A 23,184-nucleotide genomic window follows, 5' to 3' on the forward strand; every position below is an offset into this window, starting at 1 on the left:
CCTCCCCAAATCCGCCCCACAGGCCCCGGTCCCCCCATCCGGGGCCTGTGTCATGTCCGGAACTGGTTCATGTTTTGCTGATGCTTGGGTTTACGTGGCGTTTGGGGCTACCCGACGCCGGTGACGGGCAACTCGTTCCCGGTTCCCGCAGATTTCGCTGGAGCACCAGCGCCTTCGGCGGCCGCGCGAGGTGTCGAGGTAGAGCAGTGAGCAGGTCTCCCCCTCGCAGCGCCGCAACTGCCCGCGTGCCACCGGGTCGGTGAGCAACTGCACCGCGTCCCGCGCGATCTGGGAGAGCAGCGCACCACAGTCGGGTTTCCCGGCGAGGGCGCGGACCAGCGTGCCGTCGGGGGTCCGTACGGCGCGCAGGGCGGGCGGGGCGGTGGCGGCCAGCGCGTTCATCCGCTCCAGGTCGGCACCGGCGGCGTGGCCCTCGACTTCGGTGTGGACGATGCGGTGCAGCAGATCGCGGGCCGCCCGGAAGCGGACGAGCCAGCGGTGGTCCACGACGTCGAGCGGGGTGCCGCCGGGCACCAGACCGGCGCCGAGCAGCCAGGCTCTGAGGGGCTCCACGCCGCCGAGCCGCTCGACGGGCGCCTCGCTGAGCCGGCCGCCGACGGTGGCCACCAGGTCCAGGCAGATCCGCCCCGAGTCGAACCGCAGGTCGTAGCCCGACGCCGCCGCCATGTTCCTGTCACCCCTTGGGGAAGGCCCGATCCGGTCACCTTTCAGAGTGCCCGGCCCGGCTGTCCCCCGGAACCCCTCCGGGGCGAGGGCGGGCGAACGCCTCGCCAACGCTTCGCGTGGGACTCCGCGTGGTGGCCCTGTGGGGTGCCGCGCACCCGGCCCCGGGGGGCCGAATACCGAGTGCGGGCCGTGGGCGCCTCCGGCGGACAGCCCCCGCCCCGCCCCTTCCCGCAGCATCAATATGCGGCTCCGCCGCGTGGGGAGGCTCCGCCCCCTCACCCCCGCCAGGGCTCCGCCCCCTCACCCCGCTCCTCAAACGCCGGAGGGGCTGAATTCACACCCCACCGCGCCCCGGTGGGCAGCTACGCGTCCGCCGCGTACTTCGTTTCGGCCGAGGGGTCCAGCGCCAGCCTGTACCCGCGTTTGACCACGGTCTGGATGAGCTTGGGGGAGCCGAGGGCCGTACGCAGGCGGGCCATCGCCGTTTCCACGGCGTGTTCGTCGCGGCCCGCGCCCGGCAGGGAGCGCAGCAGTTCCGCGCGGGCCACGACCCAGCCGGGGCGGCGGGCCAGGGCGCGGAGCAGGGCCATCCCCGCGGGTGGCACGGTGCGCAGTTCGCCGTCGACGACCACCGCGTGGCCGCGGATCTCCAGGCGTCGCCCGGCGACCGGCAACGGGCGGACCCGGGCCGGGAGTTCCGCGGTCAGCAGCTGGACGAGGGGGCCGAGGCGGAACCGTTCGGGCTGGGAGGTGGGTATGTCGTGGGCCTCCAGCGGGAGCGCGGTGACGGGGCCGACGCAGGCCGCCAGCACGTCGTGGCGGAGCGCGTCCAGGAGTTCCTCGCGCATCCCGCGCCGTTCGGCCCGGTCCAGCAGGCTCGCTGCCGCGGGGGCGCTGGTGAAGGTGACGGCGTCCAGGGTGCGGGCGACCGTGGCGTCCAGCAGTCGGTCGACGGGCCCGATGTCCTCCGGTGGCATCCAGCGGTAGACCGGCACCCCGACCACCTCCGCTCCCCCGGCGCGCAGCGACTCGATGAAGCCGGGCAGCGGCTCGCCGTGCAGCTGGATGGCGATGCGCTGCCCCTCGACGCCCTCCTCCAGGAGCCGCTCGAGCACCTCGGCCATCGATTCGGAGGGCGGGGACCACTCCTCGGTGAGCCCGGCGGCCCGGATCGCCCCGCGCACCTTGGGCCCGCGGGCCAGCAGCCGCACCTCGCGCAGCCGGCCCAGGAGGGCGTCGCCCAGGCCCCAGCCATCGGCGGCCTCGACCCAGCCGCGGAAGCCGATGGCGGTGGTGGCGATGACGACGTGCGGGGCGTGGTCGATCAACTGCCTGGTGGTGGCCAGGAGTTCGGAGTCGTCGGCCAACGGCACGATCCGCAGCGCCGGCGCGTGCAGCACGGCCGCGCCGCGGCGCCGCAGCAGCGCGCCGAGCTCATCCGCTCGCCGAGCCGCGGTGACGCCTACGGTGAATCCGGCGAGAGGGCCGACGGGCGCCTCGGCGGCGGCAGCGGCTCCGGTCTGTTCTCGGTGCATGGCTCTCGTCCCGATCTCCCGATTCACTCGCGTATGGGCGCCTCCGTTCCGCATCCTGTCGCCGTCCCGTGACGGTGGCGGTTCGCGGAGGTTTCCCACCTGTAACGGAGCGTACGGCCGGGGGCTTCCCCGGCCGACCGTACGCCCCGAGCCGTAACGCCCGCTCAGACGTCCGCGTAGGCGGGTTGCCGCTCCGGCCGCGGATCACGCGTGTCCGGCTCGGCGGCGGGCGGCGCCGAGGCCGGGCGGGCGCCGCGGAGGTATACGGCCCAGGTGACCGCGGAGCACACGGCGTAGAAGGCGAGGAAGGAGACGAAAGCGGGGGTGCCGGAGTGGGCGCTTGCGAACGACTCGCGGAAGACGAGGTTGATCCCGAGCCCGCCGAGCGCGCCGACCGCCCCGATCAGCCCCATCGCCGCGCCCGACAGCCGCCGCCCGTAGGACGCGGCCTCCTCGCCCTTCAGGCCCCGGGCGAGGGCCTTCGCCTGGAAGATGCCGGGGATCATCTTGAAGGTGGCGCCGTTGCCGAGCCCGCTGAGGACGAAGAGGGCGATGAAGCCGACGAGGAAGACGGGCAGCGACTTCTGCGCGGAGGCGTAGACGACCACGAGGGTCGCGGCGGCCATGGCGGCGAAGGTCCACAGGGTGATCTTCGCGCCGCCGTGTGCGTCGGCGAGCCGCCCGCCGACGGGGCGGATGAGCGAGCCGAGCAGCGGGCCGATGAAGGTGAGCGAGGCGGCCTGCAGCGGGGTGCGGTCGAACTGGTTCTGCAGCACCAGGCCGAAGGCGAAGCTGTAGCCGATGAACGAGCCGAAGGTGCCGATGTAGAGCAGGGACATGATCCAGGTGTGGGCGTCCCGCGCCGCCTCCTTGGCCGCTCCGGAGTCGTTGCGCACCGGCGCCAGGTTGTCCATGAACAGCGCCGAGAGCGCCGCCGCGACCACGATCAGCGGGAGGTAGACGGCGAGCACGAGCCGCGGATGGGCCGCCCCGGCGGTGCCGATGACCAGCAGTCCGATCAGCTGGATCACGGGCACGCCGATGTTGCCGCCGCCCGCGTTGAGCCCGAGCGCCCAGCCCTTTTTGCGCAGCGGGTAGAAGGAGTTGATGTTGGTCATGGACGAGGCGAAGTTGCCGCCGCCGACACCGGTGAGCGCCGCGACCACCATGAAGGTGGTGTAGGAGGTCCCGGGCTCCATCACCGCGGCGGCGGTGATCGCGGGCACGAGGAGCGTCGCCGCGCTGATGATCGTCCAGTTGCGCCCGCCGAACCGGGCGACGGCGAAGGTGTACGGGACCCGGAGGATCCCGCCGACCAGCGTGGGCATGGCCACCAGGAAGAACTTCCCGGCCGCGTCGACGCCGTACTCCGGCCCCATGAACAGGACCATCACCGACCACAGGCTCCAGATGGAGAACCCGATGTGCTCGGAGAGGATGGAGAAGACCAGATTCCGGGTGGCGATCCGCTCCCCCTTCTCCCTCCAGAACGTCTCGTCCTCCGGGTCCCACTGCTCGATCCAGCGGCCCCCCTTGCGTGCGGCGGTGGTCGGGGCAGTCATCACGCCTCCACAGTTCTCGGTGTCGCTGCCCGACGTTAGGGACGGCGCATTACCGGGCTGTGGCGGCAGGTGACGCGGACGAAACCTTGCACTCACCTGCGGGGGCGGGGGGCGGTGAGGGGTTCTCCGGGGGCGCGGGGTGCCGGGGCCGGGGCCTCGGGGTCCGGTCCCGGAGTCCCGGGACTCCGGGATCCCGCGCCCCGGGACTCCGGGACTCCCTCATACGGTGGAGTCGTGGCCATCGCATGCGCGACGCGAGGTATCGCCCGGTACCGTACGCGGTGCACCGCCCGCCCGCCCCGCCGGAGGATCGCATGAGCAGCCAGCCGGACCACCCGCACGACCCGCTGGTGCCACAACCCGCCAGCACACCGGAGGCGCTGCGCGCGGCGGTGGCGCAGGTCGCGCCCGGGTCCCTGGCCGCCTTCGACGCCGAGCGCGCGGAGGCGGTGCAGCAGGCCCGCGCCGAGGTGAGCGCGGCCCCACTGCGCCGTTTCACCCGGCAATGGGCCGTCAATGTGGCGATCGCGCGCCACCCGGCGCGCGCTGCCCGTCTCCGCGAGCTGGAAGCGCTGATCGCAGAAACGGACGACCTCGTCCAGGCTCGCGAGGCCGCCACGGAAATCGGCCGGATCCTGGACTCCGCGTTCGCCGAGGCCGGGCTGAAGCGAGGAGATGCGTGAGCGACGCGTGGCGCTGGGAGTACGACCCGGACGAAGCGCACGTCGTCGCCGGGCTGCCCGGCCGCGTGATCAGCGAGGTCGAGCGCCTCGCGCATGAACTGGTCGACCTCGCCGGCCTGGGCGTCGACGTCGCCGATATCGGCAAGGGTCCTCAGCCGGGTGTCCCGGGTGGGCTGCGCCGCCTCGGTATCGGCGGGGATGGCTGGCTGTACTTCCTGGCCATGCCACGCCTGCGGCTCATCGTCATCACGCGCGTCATTCCGCCGTACGAAGATCTCTGACCATCACCCCCGCCTCGGGGCTCGGCAGCCAGGCCCCCGGCGGCCGGTGGAGCCAGCCGGACGTGGTGGCGAGCGCGTGGGCCGCCGCGTGGAGGGCGTCCAGGCCGGGGTGGACCAGGCCCTTGCGCCACACCATGGAGACCGGTGAGAGCGGAACGGGCCCGGTGAGCGGGCGCAGCACCGTGCCGGGGAGGTGGATGAACACCTCGCTGGCCAGCACCGACCAGCGGCGCTTGGTCACCACCCGGATGAACTCCTCGTCCCCCTCGATCTCCGGGAACGGCTCCGCCATCGCGATGCCGCGGCCCGCGAAGAGCTGTGCGGCCAGGTCGGTCCACTCGGTGGTGGTGGGGTTGCCCGCCGCCGCGTAGAGGGTCTCGCCCGCGAGCGCGGACAGCGGGATCTCCTCGAGCCGGGCCGGCGGATGGTCCTCGCGCAGGACCACGGCGATGCGCTCATAGCGGATGAGGCGGTGTTCCAGCCGGGCGAGCACGGCGGGGTCGAGGCCGTGGGCCCGGCCGAAGGAGACGTCGAGGCGGCCGGCGAGGAGCTCGGCTGCGGCCCCGGCCAGTCCGCTGTGGAAGCGGGCGACCAGCTCGGTCTCGGGGCCGAGGCGGTGCCGCGCCTCCGTCAGCACCTGGCTCCCCGTGCTCACCGGGGCGCCCACGTCCACCAGCAGCGGGCGGTGCTCGGCCCCGCTGAAGGCCGCCGCCAGGTCGTCCTGGGCCTGGAGCACCCGCCGGGCGTACGGGAGCAGCCGCTCACCCGCGGCCGTGAGGGCGACCTGGCGGGTGGTGCGGACGAACAGCTCCGCGCCCAACTCCCGCTCCAGGCGGCGGATATCGCGGCTGAGGGCCTGCTGGGCGACGTAGAGGCGGGCGGCGGCGCGGGTGAAGTGCAGTTCGTCGGCGACGGCGGTGAAGGCGCGCAGCAGGCGCGGTTCGATGTCCCGGTTCACACGCACCATGGTGGCCGACGCGACCCTCGATCCTTCACCTGACCGGCATTGACAACGGATATGCGTGAATGGGCCCGGATCAGGTGTTGGACCGGCCCCGGGCGGCCTCGCGACCGTAGTGGGGTGATCCTCTTCCTCGCCTCCCGGCCCGTCGTGCCCCGTCCTTCCCGTTCCGCCTCCCGCCCCGGCGCCGCCCCCGCCCCGCCGCGCCGCCGCCGCTCACCACTCGCCCCGTACCGCCGGCTCTTCGCCGCCCCCGGTGCGCTCGCCTTCACGCTCGCGGCCTTCGTCGGACGGCTACCGGGCTCGATGCTCGGCGTCTCCATGGTGCTGATGATCGCCACGGTGCGGGACTCCTACGCGCTCGCGGGCGCCGTCTCGGCGACCGGAGTCGCGGTGACAGCGGTCGCGGGGCCGCTGCTGGGACGGCTGGTCGACCGGTACGGACAGGCCAGGGTCGCGGTCCCCGCCGTCCTCGTCTTCGTGGCCGGGGCGACCGCCATGGTGCTGTGCGTCCACATCGGCGCCCCGGCCTGGACGCTGTTCTGCTGCGCGGCGGGCTCGTCCGGCGTGCCCAGCCTGGGCGCGATGACCCGCGCCCGCTGGGCCGCGCTGCACCGCGACGACCCGGCCGCCCGGCACACCGCCGCCTCCTTCGAGCAGGTCGTCGACGAAGTCTGCTTCATGGCCGGGCCCGCGCTGGCCATGGTGCTGTGCACGGCGGTCCTCCCCGAGGCGGGGCTGGTCACGGCGGCGGCGCTCCTGCTCATCGGCACCCTGCTGTTCGCCGCCCAGCGCCGCACCGAACCGCCGCCGGAACCGCACGCCGCCCGGGGCCGCGTGCTGCTCACCCCCGCCCTGCGGGTCGTGCTGTTGACCTTCCTCGCGACCGGCGCGGTCTTCGGCTCGATGGAGGTGGCGACGGTCGCCGCCGTCAGCTCCTACGGGGGCTCCACGGCGAGCAGTGCCGTCCTCGCCCTCCAGGCCGCCGGGTCCTGCGCCGCCGGGCTGGTCTTCGGCGCGCTGCCACCACGGGGTACGGCCGGAGGGCGCCTGGTGGCGGGCGTGGCCGCGATGGCCCTGGCCGTCCTCCCCCTCCTGACCGCCCACGACCTCGTCGCCCTCGCCCCGCTGCTCTTCGTGGCGGGCATGGCCACGGCCCCCACGATGATCACCGGGATGACCCTGGTCCACCGCCTGCTCCCCTCGGCCCGCCTCAACGAGGGGATGACCACCGTGTACACCGGTCTGCTCATCGGCATCTCCACGGGCGCCGCGGTGGGCGGCTGGACGGTGGACCACCTGGCCCCCACCTCGGCCTACCTCACCCCGGCGACGGCGGCCGCCCTCGCCTTCGCCATCGCCTGGTCGGGCCGGGGTTGTCTGCGGGCCCCACTACGGTCCGCACCGCAAGCACACGGCTCGGAGGGCCGGCCATGACCGCATCGCCGGAACCCGCGGACGTCCCCGCGCAATGACGGCGACCGAGCCGGGCGTCAGGACCCGTCCGCCTCCGCCAGGAAGGGCGTGAGCAGCGACAGCAAGGGGCCCGGGCGCTCCTCCGGGAGGAAGTGGCCGCTGTCGTCGATCACGGCACCGCGGGTCGCCGGGGCGACTTGGCCGAGGCTGTGGAGAGGGGCCGCGCCTCCGGCCCGGCCGCAGCCGATGGCCAGGGTGGGCATCGGCAGCCGGGTGCGGGCGAGTTCGGTGAGGGCGGCGGTGTCGGCGGGCGCGTCGCGGTAGTACGCGAAGCCGTTGGCCAGCCGACCTGGCTGGGTGTAGCTGCTGAGATAGGTGTCGACATCGGAGGGGCGGATGGCCCCGCTCTCCATGGCGTGCGCGTAGAAGTGCTCCAGCAGGATCCGCTCCCGGCCCGCCGCCAGCTCCTCCGCGAGACCGGGCACCGAGAAGAAGCCGAAGTGCCAGAGCCCGGCGCGGGCGATCAGCTCGCTCAGCCCGAAGCCGTGCAGCGGCACGGCGAGCAGGGTGAAGCTGCGGACGTGGGCGGGGTGGGCGGCGGCCCACGCATAGCCGATGGGGCCGCCCAGATCGTGGCCGACGACATGGACCCGGTCCAGGCCCAGTTCGGCGCGCCAGGCGTCGAGGAGGTCGGCGGCGATCCGGACCCCGTGGCCGCGCGGGGAGGAGCCCGAGTCGCCCAGACCCGGCAGGTCCACCGCGAACACCTCGTGGTGGCGGGCGAGTTCGGGGATCACCTTGCGCCAGGCGTACCAGGTCTGCGGCCAGCCGTGGAGCAGCACGACGGGGGTCCCCGACCCCGCCCGCACCCAGTGCAGCCGTACGCCCTCGATCGTCGTCTCGCGGTGTTCCCGATCTCCTTGGTGTTCCCGGTGTTCCTGGTGTTCCTGGTGCTCTGGGTGTTCTCGCGTCGTGTTCATGCGGGCCAGTCGAGCACCGGCACCCCGGTATTTTCTTCTTTGATATATGAGAGGTGAAGGAATTATTCGCGATCAGATATAGGCTTGGCTCTCATGGAGCTGCGCCACCTGCGCTACGCACTCGTCCTCTCCGAGCACGCCCACTTCGGCCGCGCCGCCGCCGCGCTGGGCATTCGGCAGCCGCCGCTGTCCCAGCAGATCAAGGCGCTGGAGACCGAGTTGGGCGTACGGCTCTTCGACCGCACCGGGCACGGGGTGCGGCCCACCGCCGCGGGCGAGGCGTTCCTGGCCCGGGCCCGGCAGGTGCTGGACCATCTCGACCTCGCCGTACGGGACGCGGCCGACGCCGGCCGGGGCGAGACCGGTTCGCTCGCCATCGGCTTCCTCGGCACCGCGCTGGCCGCCGTACTGCCCGAGGTGCTCACCGCCTTCCGGACCCGCCGCCCGCAGGTCCGGCTGGAGCTGCGCGAACTCCCCAGCGCCCGGCAGATCGAGGCGCTGCTGGACGGCAGCCTGGACGCCGGGGTCATCTGCGGCCCGCCGCCCGCGGCCGCTCGGCGGCGGCTGAGCAGCCTTCCGCTGGGCCGGGAGACGCTGGTGGCGGCGGTGCCGTCCGGCCATCCGCTGACCGGTGCCGCGTCCGTGCCCGTACGGGCGCTGGACGGCGAGCCGCTGATCCTCTCCTCGCGGCAGGCCGAGCCCGCCGCCGCCGATGTGGCGCTCGCCGTATGCCGCGCCGCCGAGGTCGAGCCGAGGATCGCGCATGAGGCGCACAATCTGCACACTCTGCTCGGGCTGGCCGCCTGCGGTCTGGGGATCGGCATCGGACCGGCGGGGATGCGGCGCTTCCGGCATGTGGGAGTGACCCTGCTGCCGCTGGAACCGGCCGCCGCCGGGCTGGAGTTCCACCTCGCGCATCGCTTCGGACCGGTGCCGAGCGCCCTGGGCGCCTTCCTCCGCACGGTGCGCCAGGTCCATCGGGGCTGACACCGGCGCCCGGTTCACGCCCGCTCCCGCCCGTTTTGTCAACGGCATTGACATATCTCTACCACCCCTCGTATACCTCTCCCCATCGAAGCGCTTCGACGAACCTGCACACGCGCCCTTCCTTCCCACCCCTCCCGGAGGCAGCGGATGTTGACGGCACGGAAACGGACGAAACGAACGGTGGCCACCATCGCGGCCGCACTGGCAGCGTCGCTGGTCATCGCGGGTTGCGGGGACGGCGGGGAGGAGGCCGGGGACGGCAAGTCGCTCACGCTGTGGCACTACGAGGCGCCCAACAGCGCCATGGGCATCGCCTGGAAGCAGGCGATCGAGGAGTTCAAGAAGAGCCATCCGGGCGTCTCGGTGAAGGTCGAGGAGAAGGGCTTCGAACAGATCCAGAAGACCGCCTCGATGGTCCTCAACTCCGGTGACGCACCCGACCTGATGGAGTACAACAAGGGCAACGCCACCACCGGGCTGCTCTCCCGACAGGGCCTGCTCACCGACCTCACGCCCCAGGTCGCCAAACGCGGCTGGGACAAGCCGCTCAGCCCCGGGGTGCGCACCACCAGCCGCTACGACGCCCAGGGCGTGATGGGCTCCGGCAACTGGTACGGAATCCCCAACTACGCCGAGTACACGATGGTCTTCTACAACAAGACCCTCTTCCAGAAGCACCACGTCAAGGTCCCCACCACCTTCGCCGAATTCACCGCCGCCCTGCAGGCGTTCCAGGACAAGGGCGTCACCCCGCTCGCCAGCGCGGGCGCCGAATACCCCGCCCACCAGTACGTCTACCAGCTCGCCCTCACCAAGGCCGACCGCTCCTGGGTGGACGCCTACGAGCAGTACAAGGGCAAGCCGGACTTCCACGACGCCGCCTGGACCTATGGCGCCACCACCTTCGCCGACTGGGTCAAGAAGGGCTATATCGCCAAGAGTTCGAGCGGAGCCAAGGCCGAGGACGCGGGCGCGGCCTTCATCGCGGGGAAGTACCCGATGTTCTTCTCCGGCAGCTGGTGGTTCGGCCGCTTCACCTCCGAGATGAAGGACCAGTGGGGCACCTTCCCCTTCCCCGGCTCCAAGCTCACCCTCGGCTCCGGCGGCAATCTGTGGGTCGTCCCCAAGGGCGCCAAGAACAAGGAACTCGCCTACGACTTCATCGACATCACGATGAAGAAGGGCATCCAGAACACCCTCGGCAACCACGGCGGAGTGCCCGTGGCCGCCGATCCGTCGGCGATCACCGACCCCCAGTCCAAGAGCCTGATCCAGGACTTCACCGCCTACGCCGACGGAGACGGCCTGGCCTTCTACCCCGACTGGCCGGTCCCCGGCTTCTACGACACCCTCGTCTCCGAGACCCAGAAGCTGATCACCGGCAGCGCGGATCCCGACGCGTATCTGGACGCGCTGAAGAAGGCGTACGACGCGGGCGCGCCGAAGGGATGAGCACCCACAGCCCCGGCGCCCCACGCCTACAGGGACGCTCACCGCACCGCCGCGAGTATCCGTACGCCCTGTTCCTGCTCCCCGGCGCGCTGGCCTTCCTCGCCGTCATCGTCGTCCCGTTCCTGATGAACACCGGGCTCAGCCTCACCCACTGGCAGGGGGTGGGCAGTCCGAAGTGGGCCGGGCTGGCCAACTACCGCGCCCTGCTGGACGACTCGGCCTTCTGGGAATCCTTCCGGCACAGCCTGGCGATGGTGGTGGCGATGGCCGTCCTCCCCACCGCCCTCGGCCTGGTGCTGGCCGCCGCGCTCTTCGACTACATCGCCAAGCACATCGGCAGCCGCACCGCGAGCGTGCTGCGCGCCTGCTTCTACCTGCCGCAGGTGCTGCCGATCGCGGTGGCCGGGATCGTCTGGAGCTGGATCCTCGCCCCGGAGGGCGGCGCGCTGAACGAGGCGCTGAACGCCGTCGGCCTCGGCTCGCTGCGCCATGACTGGCTGGGCGACCCGGATTTCGCGCTGTACAGCGTGATGGCCGTGATGGTCTGGGTCCAGCTCGGCTTTCCGCTGGTGGTCTTCATGGCGGGGCTGCAGCGCGCCGATCCGTCCTTGCACGAGGCCGCCGAGCTGGACGGGGCCTCGTGGTGGCGGCGGTTCTGGCATGTGACGCTGCCGCAGATCCGTCCGGAGATCTCCGTCGTGCTGCTGTGGTGCACCATCGCGGCGCTCAAGGTCTTCGGCGCGGTGTATGTGCTCACCAAGGGCGGGCCCGGTGGGGCCACCAATGTCCCCTCGTACTTCTCCTTCCAGTCCTTCTTCGAGAAGACGCAGGTCGGCTACGGCTCCGCGGTCTCCACCGCCCTCACCGTGATCATCCTGGCGCTGGCCCTGGTGGCCTTGCGCCTGCAAACCCGGGCGGAGGATCAGTAGCGGTGAACGCCCTCAAGCGACACCAGGCCCCGGCCCGTTTCCCGGTACTGGCCGCGCTGACCGTGGCGGCCGTACTCATGGTGCTGCCGTTTCTCGTGGTGGCCCTCAACGCGGTGAAATCGCCCGCGGAGTACTCCGCGAACGGCCCGCTGAGCCTGCCCGAGGGGATCCATCTGGACGGGCTGCGGGACTTCTGGCAGCGGGTGGACTTCGGCCGGAAGCTGTTCAACTCCGCGCTGATCTCCGGCTCGGTGGCGGTGCTCGCCGCGCTGCTGTCGGTGCTCAACGCGTATGCGATCGGCATCGGGCGGGTCAGGGGCCGTCCCTGGGTGCTGGCCTTCTTCGTACTGGCCAACATGCTGCCGCAGGAAGCCCTGGTCTATCCCGTCTACTACCTGTCCAAGCAGGCCGGCCTGTACGACACCCGGCTGAGCGTGATCATCGTCTTCACCGTGATCCAGTCGGCCTTCGGCACCTATCTGCTCTCCTCCGTGCTCGGCGCCTTCCCCAAGGAGGTCATCGAGGCGGCCCGGATCGACGGCGCCAACAAGTGGCAGGTGCTGTGGCGGGTGGTGGTGCCGGTCAGCCGCCCCACCCTCGGGGTGCTGCTGGTCTTCTTCTTCATCTGGACCTGGAACGAGTTCCTGCTGCCCCTGGTGATGCTGATCTCCAACGACAACCAGACGGTCTCGGTCGCGCTCGGCGTCCTCCAGGGCCAGCGGCTGATGGACGCCACCATGACCAACGCGGCCGCCCTGCTCGGGGTGCTCCCCGCGTTCTGCTTCTTCCTGATCTTCCAGCGGACCCTGACCCGTGGCATCGCCATGGGCGCGGTCAAATGACGAGGAGGCCCGCATGAAGTTCAGCGACGGCTACTGGAGGCTGCGCGAGGGCGTCCGCGCCGCGTACCCCCAGGGAGTGCTCGATGTGGAGACCGGCCCCGGCACCCTCACCGTCCACGCCCCCACCTATCCCGTCCGCCACCGCGGCGATCTGCTCAAGGGCCCCGCCCTCACCCTGACCTGCACCTCCCCCATGCCCGATGTCATCGCCATCCGGATCACCCACTTCGCCGGCGGAGTGGAGCGCGGCCCGTCCTTCGAGATCGCCCGCCAGGAGTGCGCGGCCGAGGTGAGCTGCGACGCCGAGGAGGCCCGGCTCACCTCGGGCGCGCTCTCGGTGCGCTTCGCCCGCACCGGACCCTGGCGGATGGACCTGGAGGCGGCAGGGCGCACGCTCACCAGCAGCGGCGCCAAGGACATGGGCGTCATGGAGACCCCCGACGGCCACCACCACCTGCGCGAACGGCTCGCGCTGCGGGTCGGCACCTCCGTCTACGGCCTCGGCGAGCGCTTCGGCCCGCTGGTGAGGAACGGCCAGGCCACCGACATCTGGAACGCCGACGGCGGCACCGCCACCGAACAGGCGTACAAGAACGTCCCGTTCTTCCTCACCGACGCGGGCTACGGCGTCTTCGTCGACCACCCCGGCCGGGTCTCCTTCGAGGTCGGCTCGGAGGCGGTCTCCCGGATCCAGTTCAGCGCCCGGGACCAGGAGCTCACGTACTACGTCATCCACGGCCCCACCCCCAAGGAGATCCTGCGCCGCTACACCGCGCTCACCGGCCGCCCCGCGCTGCCCCCCGCCTGGTCCTTCGGGCTGTGGCTGTCCACCTCCTTCACCACCTCCTACGACGAGGAGACGGTCACCGGCTTCGTCGACGGCATGGCCGAGCGCGGACTGCCGCTGTCCGTCTTCCACTTCGACTGCTTCTGGATGCGCGAGTACCAGTGGTGCGACTTCACCTGGGATCCGCGGGTCTTCCCCGACCCGGAGGGCATGCTGCGCCGACTGCGTGAGCGGGACCTGCGGATCTGCGTCTGGATCAATCCGTACATCAGCCAGCGCTCCCCGCTCTTCGCCGAAGGCAAGGCGGCCGGCTATCTGCTCAAGCGCCCGGACGGCTCGGTGTGGCAGTGGGACCTGTGGCAGCCGGGCATGGCGCTGGTCGACTTCACCAACCCCGGCGCCCGCGCCTGGTACGCGGCCAAGCTGACCGCGCTGCTGGACATGGGCGTGGACTGCTTCAAGACCGACTTCGGCGAGCGGGTGCCCACCGATGTGGTGTACGCGGACGGCTCCGACCCCGAGCGGATGCACAACTACTACACCCACCTCTACAACCGCACCGTCCACGAGGTGCTGTGCGAGCGGCGCGGTGAGCGCGAGGCGGTGGTCTTCGCGCGCTCGGCCACGGCGGGCGGCCAGCGGTTCCCGGTGCACTGGGGCGGCGACTGCGAGTCCACCTACGAGGCGATGGCCGAATCGCTGCGCGGCGGACTCTCGCTGGGTCTTTCCGGCTTCGGCTTCTGGAGCCACGACATCGGCGGCTTCGAGGGCACCCCGGACCCGGCCCTGTTCAAGCGGTGGATCGCCTTCGGCCTGCTGTCCTCGCACAGCAGACTGCACGGCTCGTCCTCCTACCGGGTGCCGTGGCACTTCGACGAGGAGTCGGTCGAGGTGCTGCGCTTCTTCACCCGGCTGAAGCTGCGGCTGATGCCGTATCTGTACGAGGCGGCGCGGCAGGCGCACACCGAGGGCGTCCCGGTGATGCGCGCCATGGTCCTGGAGTTCCCCGACGACCCGGGATGCTCGGGGTTGGACCGGCAGTACATGCTCGGCGGAGATCTGCTGGTCGCCCCGGTCTTCAACGACGAGGGCGAGGTGAGCTACTACGTGCCCGAGGGCATCTGGACGCATGTGCCGAGCGGGCGGACGGTGCACGGTCCGCGCTGGGTGCGCGAGACCCACGGCTTCCTCAGCGTCCCGCTGCTGGCCCGGCCCGGCGCGGTGATCCCGTTCGGGGCGGCCGACGACCGCCCCGACGCCGACTGGGCGGACGGGATCACGCTGCGGGTGTACGAACCGGCGGCGGGCCGCCCGGTCACGGTGCGAGTGCCGCGCCCGGACGGCTCGACGGCCGCCACCTTCACCGTCGTCCGGGACGGGGCGGAGCTGCGCGCCGAGGCCGCCGGCACCTCGGCGCCCTGGCGGGTGGAGGTGGCCGGCGGCCCGTCGGCCGAGGCGGCGGCGGGGACGGCGGTGCTGACGGTGCGGCTTTCGCCTGACGGCGCCGGGGCTTGACCTCAGCAGCGGTCGGGCTTGGCGCTCAGCAGCGGCGGGGCTTTACCCAGGAGCACTCGCGTCCGGCATCGGCCGAGGCGGTCTTGGCGGCCGAGTGGCCCCGTACGGCACGGGGCCGCACCGCCTCCGCATGGCCCTCGCCGGACTTCGCGAGCGTCACCACGATCGCGCCCTCCAGGCTCTTCACCGACTCCGCGAGGTGTTGTTGAGGACGACGCTTTGAAGTATTCTCCCGGCCGAAGCCGGGAGATTCCCGCCTACCTTGCGGCGGCGGGCTTGACGCCACGAGTGCGCCTGACGACTGCCCTTCCGGCAGCCGGGATGAGCGCGTGACCCATCCGGTACAGGTGCAAGACGTTCCGGGCCGCATTGTGGTCTGCGTTGCAGGACCAGCCGCAGTCCGGGTTCTTGCAAACGAACGTGGCCTGGTCCTCTCGGCTGCCCGGCGTGGTGAAGCCGCACGCGGAGCAGCGCAGGGAGGTACCGGAGGCGGAGACCTTGTGCAGGGTGCCGCCGTGGCGGGCAGCCTTGTACGTCAACATCGTCACGGTGCGGCCCCATGCCTCTTGGCTGATAGAGCGGTTCAGACCGGACTTCTGCGCGACGTTCTTCCCCGGGCGATCGATGGTGCCCCTGGCGGACTGGACCATGTTCGGGATGTCCAGGTTTTCCACCACAATCACGCCGTAGGTGCGGGCGAGTTGCGTGGTGGTCTGGTGCTGCCAGTCAGTGGCGCGGCGCGTGGCTGTTGCGCGGAGCCGCTTGATCTGGTCGTAGGTGTGCTGGAGTCGGCGGGAGGTTTTCTCGCCGCGTTTGCGGAAGCTCTTGCGGTGTGCGGCGCGCCGCTCCAAGCGGAGCAGCTTGGCTTTCTCGTCGGAGTTGAGCCACTTGTCCCGGTCGGCTGTGCCGTCGGGGAGCCGGGGCGGGCAGCCATGGTCGTAGTGGTTGCCGTCGGACAGGGCGAGCGGGACGTTGACTCCGGCGTCGATGCCGACCTCCGGACCGGTGTGCCGCTGCGGTGCGGCCTCGATGGCCTGGACGCGGAAGGCGATGTGCCAGCCGAGGGCATCCTTGACCAGCCGGGCCCCGGTGACCCGGTTGTCGGCGCTCGCGTTCTTGCCCACGGGCAGGTCGCGGGTCCAGCGGAACCGGACCCGGCCGACCTTGGGGATGTTGACCATGCCCCAGTGGCGGTGCACACGCTTAACCTGAAGGTCGCGCCCCTGGGGAATGTCCACCGACATCACCGTGCGCAGGCGCGTCTTGAAGTTCGGCGCATCCGCCCGGCCCTCCCAGCAGTTCTTCCATGCCTGAAGGTAGGTCTTCAGTATCGCCTGGGCGGCCTGGGCGGGAAGGACGGCGAGCCAGTCGATCTCCTTGCGGGCCTGCCGAATCGCCTCGTCCATCGCCTTGAGCAAGCGGCGGCACTTCGGCGTCATCGTCCACAAGTCGTGCAGGAGATTCCACGTCGCCCGCGCGGCGTGGGCCTGGGCATCGATGAGCTGGACCTGCGCAGAGGTCAGCGACAGCCGGGCACGATGCCCAAATCGCCGCTTCTCCCGCACACTCTCCGTACTCACGCGATCACTATATCGTTTGGGCTGCGTCGGCGAGGATAGCGTCAATGACCCCACCGGCTCCGGCGCAGCTGTCCGCACCGGCCGGAAAGCTCTAGTTCAGGGTGGTCAGCAGACCGATGACGAGGAGCCAGGCCCAGATAATGCCACGACGGTTCAGGAGTCTGCTCATGTCACGGGAGGATCCCGCACCCGGGGGCTCGGCGACAGGGCGCCGCCGGGCGGCGGCCGGGCCGAGCGCGGCCGTCAGTGGGGCGTGACCGTCAGGGCGAGGCCGCCGGGGAGGGCGGCGACGGCCTCGCGGAGGCGGTCGACCAGCTCCCCGGCGGTGGGCAGCTCGAAACCGCCCGAGCCATCCTCCGCGTCGGCCTCGTCCGCCCGCGCCACCCAGCTCGCCAGCGCCCCGCGGAACGCGGCGATCAGCATGTCCACGGCCAACCGCGGCCGCAGATCGTCCGGCCCCCCGAGGCCGAACCGGCGGTCCAGGATCGCCAGCGCCTCCTGCGTGGTGGCCTCGCAGAACTGGAGGCCGTGCGCGCCCATCGAGGGCGTCCGCTCGGCCAGCCGCCGGCTGAGCAGCATTCGCCGGGCCCAGCCCTCGTCGTCCATCCGCTCCAGCGCGGCCAGCAGCGCGTCCCGCCCCAGCTCCACCACGGGCAGCGCGCCCCCCGGGTCCGCGGACTCCAGCTCCTCCAGGAAAGCCCGCCACAGGTCCTGGTCGGGGGCCATCGCGACATCTTCCTTGCTGGTGAAGGTGCGGAAGAAGGTGCGCTTGGAGACCTCCACCTCCTCGCACAGCTCATCCAGCGTCACTCCGCCGAAGCCGCGCCGGGTGAACAGCTCCAGCGCGGTGTCTATCAGGGCCTGACGGGTGCGCCGCTTCTTGCGTTCGCGCAGTGAGGAGTTGGGAGCGGCAGTCACGGCGAAAAGTGTAACCGTCAGCGACGATGCCACTTGCGCGCTTTTGCCACTCAGTGGCATAACTGTGATCGTCACCCCTTATCGAAAGGCGAACCGCCATGCGCGCCCTGCTCGTTGATCACTCCGCCCCCTCCGGCCTCCGCCTCGGCGCGGCCGCCGACCCCGAACCCGCCCCGCACCAGGCGCTGGTCCGGGTGACCGCCACCTCCCTCAACTACGGCGAGGTCGCCCACCGGACCGAGGCCACCGAGGGCACCGTGCTGGGCTGGGACGCCGCCGGGGTGGTCGAGCGCGCGGCCGCCGACGGCTCGGGACCGGCCGCCGGCACCCCCGTCGTCACCCTGGGCGCGGACGGCGGCTGGGCGGAGCTGCGCGCGGTGGACACCGCGATGCTCGGCATCCAGCCCACCGGTGCCGACCCCGGCGCGGTCAGCACCATCCCGGTCGCGGGCGCCAGCGCCCTGCGCGCCCTGCGCCGGATCGGCGACACCCTCGGCCGGCGCATCCTGGTCACAGGCGCCACTGGCGGCGTCGGCCGGTACGCAGTCCAGCTCGCCCGGCTCGGCGGCGCCCATGTCATCGCCTCCACCGGCGATCCGGACGCCCACGGCGACGGCCTGCGGACACTGGGCGCCCACCAGGTGGTCAGGGACCCGGCCGAGATCGACGAGCCGGTGCACGGAGTGGTCGACAACGTCGGCGGTCCGCAGCTCGTGGCGGCGTACGACAAGCTCGCCGCGCACGGCACCCTGGTCTCCGTCGGCCATGTCACGGGCCAGCCCGAGACGTTCCCGTTCGGCGCCCTCTACGGCAACGAGGGCCGCCACAACCGCTCCATCGTCACCTTCTACCTGCTGGACCGCCCCGACATCGGCGCGGACCTCGGCTGGCTCGCGGAGCGCGTCGCGACCGGCGACCTGGACCCCCAGATCACGTGGCGCGGCGGCTGGGACCGCGCCGAGGAGGCCGTCACCGCCCTACTGGACCGCCGCCTCCACGGCAAGGCGGTCCTGGACATCGGCTGACCCACTGGCGGCCGACGTCACCGCACCATGACCGTCAGGACCGGCGCCTCCGGCGACGGCTGGGCGGTGCCCACCTTCCTGTAGCCCCATGACGCATAGAGGGCCTGCACCCTCCCGGCCTGGTTCAGGGGGTTGACCATCAACGAGGCTTGCGTCTCGGGCCGCCCGGCCAGCAGGACATCGTGCAGCCCACGGGCGATCCCCCGCCACTGCCCTCGGACCATCATCTCCTTCACCACGACCGTGGAAGCCTCCGCAACGACCGACTCGGGTGCCGGACGCGTCCGGCACCACCAGCGGTCATCCGCCCCGGTGAGCCGGTTGGCGTAGATACAGCCAACGGGCTCACCCGGCCAGTACGCCACCACGGCCTCCCACCCAGGCTCCCCGGCATGCCGCCGCAGCCACTCGCCGAACGCCTCGGGTGCGTAATGCGGCAGCTGCAGCCTGTGCGCCCAGCACTCTCGGGAGATGTCCAGCAGGTCGTCCCACACCGACTCCACGTCACCGATCCGAACGAAGCTCACGCCGCCTTCCACCGCTGCCCCGGCCATGAGGAGTCCGTCAGCTGGGCAGGGCCCCGGTACGGGCCGCGAATTCCCGCACGCCCGGTACGCGGGCGGGCAGGTACAACAGGTCCGCCGTCAGGGCCCGCAGTGCTGGCCGCCTCACTTCCTGCGGCGCCTCCTGCTCCACCTTGCGGAGCGCCGCGAAGGTCTGCGACTGGTCGCCGAGGGCGTGCCACATGCGGGCTGTGTCCGTCCAGGCGCGGGCGCGGCGCTCCGCCGTCGGCATGCGATCGATGTTCAGCCTCGCGGCGACCTTCACACCCTCATCAGGCGTGCCGAGTGCGTTGAGCACGCCGATCCGGTAAACGTCCACCTGCGTCCGGCTGACGTCCACTGTGAAGAGCCCCGGCACCGATCGGCGCCGCTCTGTCTCCTCCTGAGCCTCGTCCAGCAGGCCCAGCGCCGTGGCACGATCCCTGCCGGTGGCCGCTGTGTACGCGGCCGTCAACATCAGCGTCGTACGCACGGCCCCGGTCGGGGACTGGCCGACATCCAAATCAGCCGCCTCCTGAGTGAGCAGCCGCACCGCGGCCGGGCACCGTCCCGACCGCCGCATGGTGATCGCGAGGACCCGGGAAGACTCACCGATCGGAACCGGGTGACCACTGGCCCGGGCAGCGGTCAGCGCACGGTCCGCAGCCACCCAGGCCGCGTCGTTGTGCTGCTTGAGGGCCAACTCGGCGGCGAGCACATATGCCCGTGCGAGCATCATGCTCGCCTGCTCTCGCGCCCGCCCCCTTGAAGCGTCCCGCGTCGCTGAGGCCGCGGCGAGCAGACCCGGGAGCGCGCGGCCGAGAGAGGTGTAGCGAGCGGCACGGAAGTCCAATCGTGCGGCCGCTGTCTGCTGAACAAGGCGGGCCGGCGGAGCCGGGGCAGCGGAGGGGAGCCGGAAGAGAGCATCCTCAAGGCCGGCCGCCGGGTCGAATGGGCCGGACGCGGCATCGACTGGGGTGGCGCTTACAACGGCCGTTGCTCCTGCCGCCAACACACCGGTGAGCAGTTCCCTACGACGCACCGCATCCTCCTCGTCCGATGGACGCTCCACCGTATCGACCGTGGGTGGACCCGGCACAGGAGTCACGGCCAGCCGGTCGAGTGGGACGTTCAAGAACGCTGCGAACTGCGCCAGGGCGTGGTGATCGAGCCGCATGCGGCCGGACTCGATCCGGGAGACTGCCGATGCGGAGTAACCACACGCCTGGCCGACTTGCGCCTGGGTGAGGCGGGCGGCGCAGCGGGCGCCGCGAAGGATCGACCCGATGTCAACTCTCGCTGTACCAACGTCCATAGGTACCTCCTACGGAACAACGGGAGAGACGACCTTAGGGGTACCGCCAGGCGGGTGGGCAGGGCGTATGGAAGCACGCCATGTGCGCATTCGGCACACGGTGTGCGGCCCGTCGCCTCACGCTCCCGCACGAGGCGGCGGGGCGCGATGGTGATGTCACGCCCGGCGACAGGCCGGGCATTCCCCCCGAGCGGCCCCGTTCACCGGGGTCGCCACGCTGCCTGGCCCACTCATCAGAAAGCCGACCAGATGACCACGATGATGATCAGCAAGCCCTCACCACTCACCCTCACCGGAACCGGCCATCCGGCCTACTCCCAGTCGCTCCCCTGCACCGAGGAGTCCGTAGGCATCGCGCGCCTGTCGGTCGCCGCGACCCTGCGGTCCTGGGGGCTGGAGGACCTGGTGGACCTGGTGGAGAACGCCCGCTTGATCGCCTCAGAGCTGGCCACCAACGCGATCCGGCACGCCACCCGCCATATCCCCGACCCCGAGCAGCGCGGCTGCTTCCGCCTCAAGGTCGAACGCCCCAGCGATCACCTCGTGCGCATCACGACGTTCGACCGGTCCCGCGCCGTCCCCCGCGTCGTCCAGGCGGCCGAAACGGCCCAGTCCGGGCGCGGCATGGCCGTAGTGGACGCCGTCTCCTCCCGATGGGGCATCGACCCCAAGCCGTGGGGCAAGGGCGTATGGGCCGAGTGCGCCATCCCGGACCGGCCCGCCCCGGGCCGCCCGTGGGGCCTGCGCCGACTCGGCCCGTACCCCATGACGGCGGAGACGCCGTTCACCACCGTCACCATCGACCCGGACACCCAGACCGGCGTGTTCCGCGACCGTGATGGCTTGGTGGTCGAGATGGGCAGGCACGGCACCAGCTCCGCCACCTCGACATCGACCGTGACAAACCTGGACTCGCGCAACGACGCGGGCTCCGACCAGGACTCCCAGCAGGACTGACAGCCCCGATGGCCGACACGAAACCGGTCCTGGTAGTCACGGAACCGCTCGACATCACCGCCGACATGGTGATCACCCATCTCAACCGGCACGGTGTTCCCGTGGCCCGCTTCAATCCCGCGGATCTCCCGACCGGAGAGCTGACGATCTCGGCGCGGTTCGGTGACCGCCCGGCCTCCACCTCGGTGGCCGGGCAGCTCCGTACCCCGTCAAGGACCGCCGACTTGGAGCATGTACGGGCGGTGTACTGGCGCCGCCCCGTCTGGCCCGCCTTCGAGCACTTGGACGTGGACGACGCGCGCTATGCCGCCGCGCAGGTCCGCCACGGAATCGCGGGCGTCCTCCACGCCCTCGACGGCCCGCTATGGGTCAACCACCCCGTCCGCAACGCGGCGGCCGACCATAAACCCACCCAACTCGCCATAGCCGTGCGCCTCGGCCTCACCGTGCCCGCGACGCTGGTGACCAACGACCCCGACGAGGCACGCGAGTTCATCACCGCGCACGGGCAGGTGATCGTCAAGACGCTGCGATGGACTCCGTATGAGCGAGACGGCGTCGGCCTCACGAGTTGGGCAGAGCCGGTAACCGCCGACGAGGTGGACGGCAGCGTGGCCATGGCTCCGCACCTGTTCCAGGCCCGCGTGGACAAGGTGGCGGACCTGCGGGTGCTGGTCGTCGGCCGGCGGTCGTTCGCCGTCCGCATCGACTCCGGCCTGTTGGACTGGCGCAAGGACTACTCGGCTCTGTCGTACAGCGTGGTAGACCTGCCGGGTCGGCTGGAGATGGCACTGTTCGCCTGCCTCGACCACTTCGGGCTCCTCTCCGGGAGCTTTGATCTCGCCCTCGATCGCGAAGGCGAACCCCACTGGCTCGAGCTGAACCCAAACGGCCAATGGGGGTGGCTTGAGGAGAAGACCGGCCTGCCGATGGCCGCCTCCTTCGCTGACCTACTCGCTCAAGGAGACAATCCGGATGATGCCCGATACCGCGTCTGACCGTCGCGCTCTCGCCGACCGGCTCCAGGAGTCCGGAGTCCTCACCCACCCGGAGTGGCGCGCGGCGGTCGAGGCCGTGCCCCGTGAACTGTTCCTCCAGCCCGGGGTGTTCCTACCCACCGACGTCGGACGCTGGCTGCCCGTGACCGCGTTCGGCACCGGCCCGAAGGAATGGTCCGAGATCGCCTACCGCGACGAGTCCCTGGTGACCCAACTGGACGGCCACCTCACCGCCGACCGGACCGCCGAGCCCGTTCCCGGCGTGCCCACCTCATCGTCCACCACGCCCGTCACCGTCGTCGGCATGGTCGAGGCCCTGGACGTCGAGGACGGTCACACCGCGCTGGAGATCGGCACCGGCACCGGCTACTCCACCGCCCTGATGTGCCACCGGCTCGGAGAAGACAACGTCACCACGATCGAGGTGGACCCGGGCGTGGCTGCCCGTGCGGATGCCGCTCTGGAGGCCGCCGGATACTCCACATGGACCGTGACCGGCGACGGACTCCTCGGCCACCCCCGCCGTGCCCCCTACGACCGCGTCATCGCCACGTGCGCGGTACGCCGCATCCACCACACCTGGGTACGCCAGACCAAGCCGGGCGGCACCATCCTCGCGCCCGGATCATGGGCGTACGGCACCGGCCTCGCCAAGGTCACCGTGAACGAAGACGGCACAGCCGAGGGGCGGATCATCGGGGAGTCGTCGTTCATGCAGGCCCGCTCCCAGGCCGTCGTACCGCTCGCCGGGGACCTGTCGGCGCGCACCGCATACACCGACAGCGAGCGTGCGGCGAAAGTGCCTCCGGCCCTGCTGGAAGAGTGGATGCCCGCCTTCCTCGCCCAGCTCGCCACACCCGGTGCCCAGCTCGTACACGCCACCCGGGGCGATGGCCACCGGCAGCTCTACGTGTTCGATGCCGACCGCGAATCCTTCGCCGCGTTCACCGAGAACGGCTCCGGCTGGACTGTCCGGCAAGGCGGACCGGTGACACTGTGGGACGACATCCAGCGGGCGCTCATCGCCTGGCACGACGCCGGACGCCCCGACGTCAGTGCGATGCGGCTCCGCATCACTCCCCGCTCGCATATGTACTGGATCGACGGCAGCCCCGCGCTGCGCTGGGAACACCGCCTCGCCTGAGCTCGGGCCGACCTGGAGGAGGAACCCCACCTTGGGCGCGGACGGCGGATGAGCGGAGGGCCTGACCAAGATCACCGACTCGGCGTCA

22 protein-coding genes and 1 pseudogene are annotated in these 23,184 nt (G+C 71.5%); 12 read left to right on the forward strand and 11 right to left on the reverse strand.

Annotated features, from left to right (window positions below; all coding sequences use genetic code 11):
• Positions 1-90: 90 nt before the first annotated feature.
• The 3 genes from AS97_RS19165 to AS97_RS19175 form a co-directional block, all read right to left on the reverse strand.
• Entirely contained in the window at positions 91-687 is a 597-nt protein-coding gene (locus tag AS97_RS19165; protein WP_059144515.1) for an ABATE domain-containing protein, read from the reverse strand.
• A 362-nt stretch (positions 688-1,049) separates the two neighbouring features.
• Positions 1,050-2,222: a uroporphyrinogen-III synthase gene (locus AS97_RS19170; protein WP_125762030.1), complete on the reverse strand. Its 1,173-nt coding sequence runs from the start codon at positions 2,220-2,222 to the stop codon at positions 1,050-1,052.
• A 164-nt stretch (positions 2,223-2,386) separates the two neighbouring features.
• Positions 2,387-3,784, reverse strand: coding sequence for a nitrate/nitrite transporter (locus tag AS97_RS19175; protein WP_059144517.1), 1,398 nt, complete (start codon positions 3,782-3,784; stop codon positions 2,387-2,389).
• A 314-nt stretch (positions 3,785-4,098) separates the two neighbouring features.
• Between AS97_RS19175 and AS97_RS19180 the strand changes: the two genes are divergently transcribed.
• Positions 4,099-4,467 (forward strand): DUF6247 family protein, encoded by a 369-nt coding sequence (locus tag AS97_RS19180; RefSeq protein WP_125762152.1) that lies wholly within the window; start codon positions 4,099-4,101, stop codon positions 4,465-4,467.
• Entirely contained in the window at positions 4,464-4,748 is a 285-nt protein-coding gene (locus tag AS97_RS19185) for a hypothetical protein (RefSeq protein WP_059144519.1), read from the forward strand. The genes AS97_RS19180 and AS97_RS19185 overlap by 4 nt, the downstream gene beginning before the upstream one ends.
• Here the strand turns inward: AS97_RS19185 and AS97_RS19190 are convergent.
• The gene (locus AS97_RS19190) at positions 4,723-5,706 is read right to left on the reverse strand and encodes a LysR family transcriptional regulator (protein ID WP_086711022.1); all 984 of its coding nucleotides are present in this window, start codon (positions 5,704-5,706) and stop codon (positions 4,723-4,725) included. The genes AS97_RS19185 and AS97_RS19190 overlap by 26 nt on opposite strands.
• 123 nt (positions 5,707-5,829) lie before the next feature.
• On the opposite strand from AS97_RS19190, the gene AS97_RS19195 reads away from it, so the two are divergent.
• On the forward strand, positions 5,830-7,146 hold the full coding sequence (locus AS97_RS19195; RefSeq protein ID WP_210565342.1) for an MFS transporter: 1,317 nt from the start codon (positions 5,830-5,832) through the stop codon (positions 7,144-7,146).
• Between the two features lie 56 nt (positions 7,147-7,202).
• On the opposite strand, the gene AS97_RS19200 is transcribed toward AS97_RS19195, so the two are convergent.
• Entirely contained in the window at positions 7,203-8,105 is a 903-nt protein-coding gene (locus tag AS97_RS19200) for an alpha/beta hydrolase (protein ID WP_210565343.1), read from the reverse strand.
• Between the two features lie 93 nt (positions 8,106-8,198).
• On the opposite strand from AS97_RS19200, the gene AS97_RS19205 reads away from it, so the two are divergent.
• The 5 genes from AS97_RS19205 (at position 8,199) to yicI (ending at position 14,617) form a co-directional block, all read left to right on the forward strand.
• Positions 8,199-9,092: a LysR family transcriptional regulator gene (locus tag AS97_RS19205; protein WP_210565344.1), complete on the forward strand. Its 894-nt coding sequence runs from the start codon at positions 8,199-8,201 to the stop codon at positions 9,090-9,092.
• A gap of 147 nt (positions 9,093-9,239) precedes the next feature.
• Positions 9,240-10,544, forward strand: a complete 1,305-nt coding sequence (locus tag AS97_RS19210; protein WP_059144524.1) for an extracellular solute-binding protein — start codon at positions 9,240-9,242, stop codon at positions 10,542-10,544.
• Positions 10,541-11,473 carry a sugar ABC transporter permease gene (locus tag AS97_RS19215; protein WP_059144525.1) on the forward strand — a complete coding sequence of 311 codons (933 nt, stop codon included), beginning with the start codon at positions 10,541-10,543 and terminating at the stop codon, positions 11,471-11,473. Before AS97_RS19210 ends, AS97_RS19215 begins: the two co-directional genes overlap by 4 nt.
• A 77-nt stretch (positions 11,474-11,550) precedes the next feature.
• A complete protein-coding gene (locus AS97_RS19220; RefSeq protein WP_210567238.1) occupies positions 11,551-12,315 on the forward strand; it encodes a carbohydrate ABC transporter permease in 765 nt (254 codons plus the stop codon).
• 13 nt (positions 12,316-12,328) lie between these two features.
• A complete protein-coding gene (yicI, locus tag AS97_RS19225) occupies positions 12,329-14,617 on the forward strand; it encodes an alpha-xylosidase (RefSeq protein WP_210565345.1) in 2,289 nt (762 codons plus the stop codon).
• Between the two features lie 25 nt (positions 14,618-14,642).
• Here the strand turns inward: yicI and AS97_RS19230 are convergent, their stop codons facing one another.
• The 3 genes from AS97_RS19230 to AS97_RS19240 form a co-directional block, all read right to left on the reverse strand.
• Positions 14,643-14,804, reverse strand: a complete 162-nt coding sequence (locus AS97_RS19230; RefSeq protein WP_247204421.1) for a hypothetical protein — start codon at positions 14,802-14,804, stop codon at positions 14,643-14,645.
• Between the two features lie 70 nt (positions 14,805-14,874).
• The gene (locus tag AS97_RS19235) at positions 14,875-16,197 is read right to left on the reverse strand and encodes an RNA-guided endonuclease TnpB family protein (RefSeq protein ID WP_210565346.1); all 1,323 of its coding nucleotides are present in this window, start codon (positions 16,195-16,197) and stop codon (positions 14,875-14,877) included.
• A 243-nt stretch (positions 16,198-16,440) separates the two neighbouring features.
• Positions 16,441-17,115: a TetR family transcriptional regulator gene (locus AS97_RS19240; protein WP_247204422.1), complete on the reverse strand. Its 675-nt coding sequence runs from the start codon at positions 17,113-17,115 to the stop codon at positions 16,441-16,443.
• 98 nt (positions 17,116-17,213) lie between these two features.
• On the opposite strand from AS97_RS19240, the gene AS97_RS19245 reads away from it, so the two are divergent.
• Entirely contained in the window at positions 17,214-18,140 is a 927-nt protein-coding gene (locus AS97_RS19245) for a zinc-binding dehydrogenase (RefSeq protein WP_125758134.1), read from the forward strand.
• Positions 18,141-18,157: 17 nt separating this feature from the next.
• On the opposite strand, the gene AS97_RS19250 is transcribed toward AS97_RS19245, so the two are convergent.
• The 3 genes and pseudogenes from AS97_RS19250 to AS97_RS47450 all read right to left on the reverse strand — a co-directional run.
• Positions 18,158-18,667, reverse strand: a complete 510-nt coding sequence (locus tag AS97_RS19250) for a GNAT family N-acetyltransferase (protein WP_247204423.1) — start codon at positions 18,665-18,667, stop codon at positions 18,158-18,160.
• A gap of 37 nt (positions 18,668-18,704) precedes the next feature.
• Positions 18,705-19,421 carry an XRE family transcriptional regulator gene (locus AS97_RS47445; RefSeq protein ID WP_236669617.1) on the reverse strand — a complete coding sequence of 239 codons (717 nt, stop codon included), beginning with the start codon at positions 19,419-19,421 and terminating at the stop codon, positions 18,705-18,707.
• 432 nt (positions 19,422-19,853) lie between these two features.
• Positions 19,854-19,997: pseudogene (locus AS97_RS47450) on the reverse strand (helix-turn-helix transcriptional regulator); the annotation flags it as partial.
• Positions 19,998-20,246: 249 nt separating this feature from the next.
• Here AS97_RS47450 and tgmA point away from each other — a divergent pair.
• The 3 genes from tgmA to tgmC are packed head-to-tail and all read left to right on the forward strand — an operon-like array spanning position 20,247 to position 23,096.
• Positions 20,247-20,954 carry a putative ATP-grasp-modified RiPP gene (gene tgmA / locus AS97_RS49030; RefSeq protein ID WP_312846968.1) on the forward strand — a complete coding sequence of 236 codons (708 nt, stop codon included), beginning with the start codon at positions 20,247-20,249 and terminating at the stop codon, positions 20,952-20,954.
• An 8-nt stretch (positions 20,955-20,962) separates the two neighbouring features.
• Positions 20,963-21,952 (forward strand): ATP-grasp ribosomal peptide maturase, encoded by a 990-nt coding sequence (gene tgmB, locus AS97_RS19265; protein ID WP_059144532.1) that lies wholly within the window; start codon positions 20,963-20,965, stop codon positions 21,950-21,952.
• Positions 21,930-23,096: an ATP-grasp peptide maturase system methyltransferase gene (gene tgmC, locus AS97_RS19270; RefSeq protein WP_210565349.1), complete on the forward strand. Its 1,167-nt coding sequence runs from the start codon at positions 21,930-21,932 to the stop codon at positions 23,094-23,096. Before tgmB ends, tgmC begins: the two co-directional genes overlap by 23 nt.
• Positions 23,097-23,184: the final 88 nt, after the last annotated feature.

The sequence above is a fragment of the Streptomyces sp. AgN23 genome, assembly GCF_001598115.1.
In the GTDB taxonomy this organism is placed as follows: Bacteria; Actinomycetota; Actinomycetes; order Streptomycetales; family Streptomycetaceae; genus Streptomyces; species Streptomyces antimycoticus.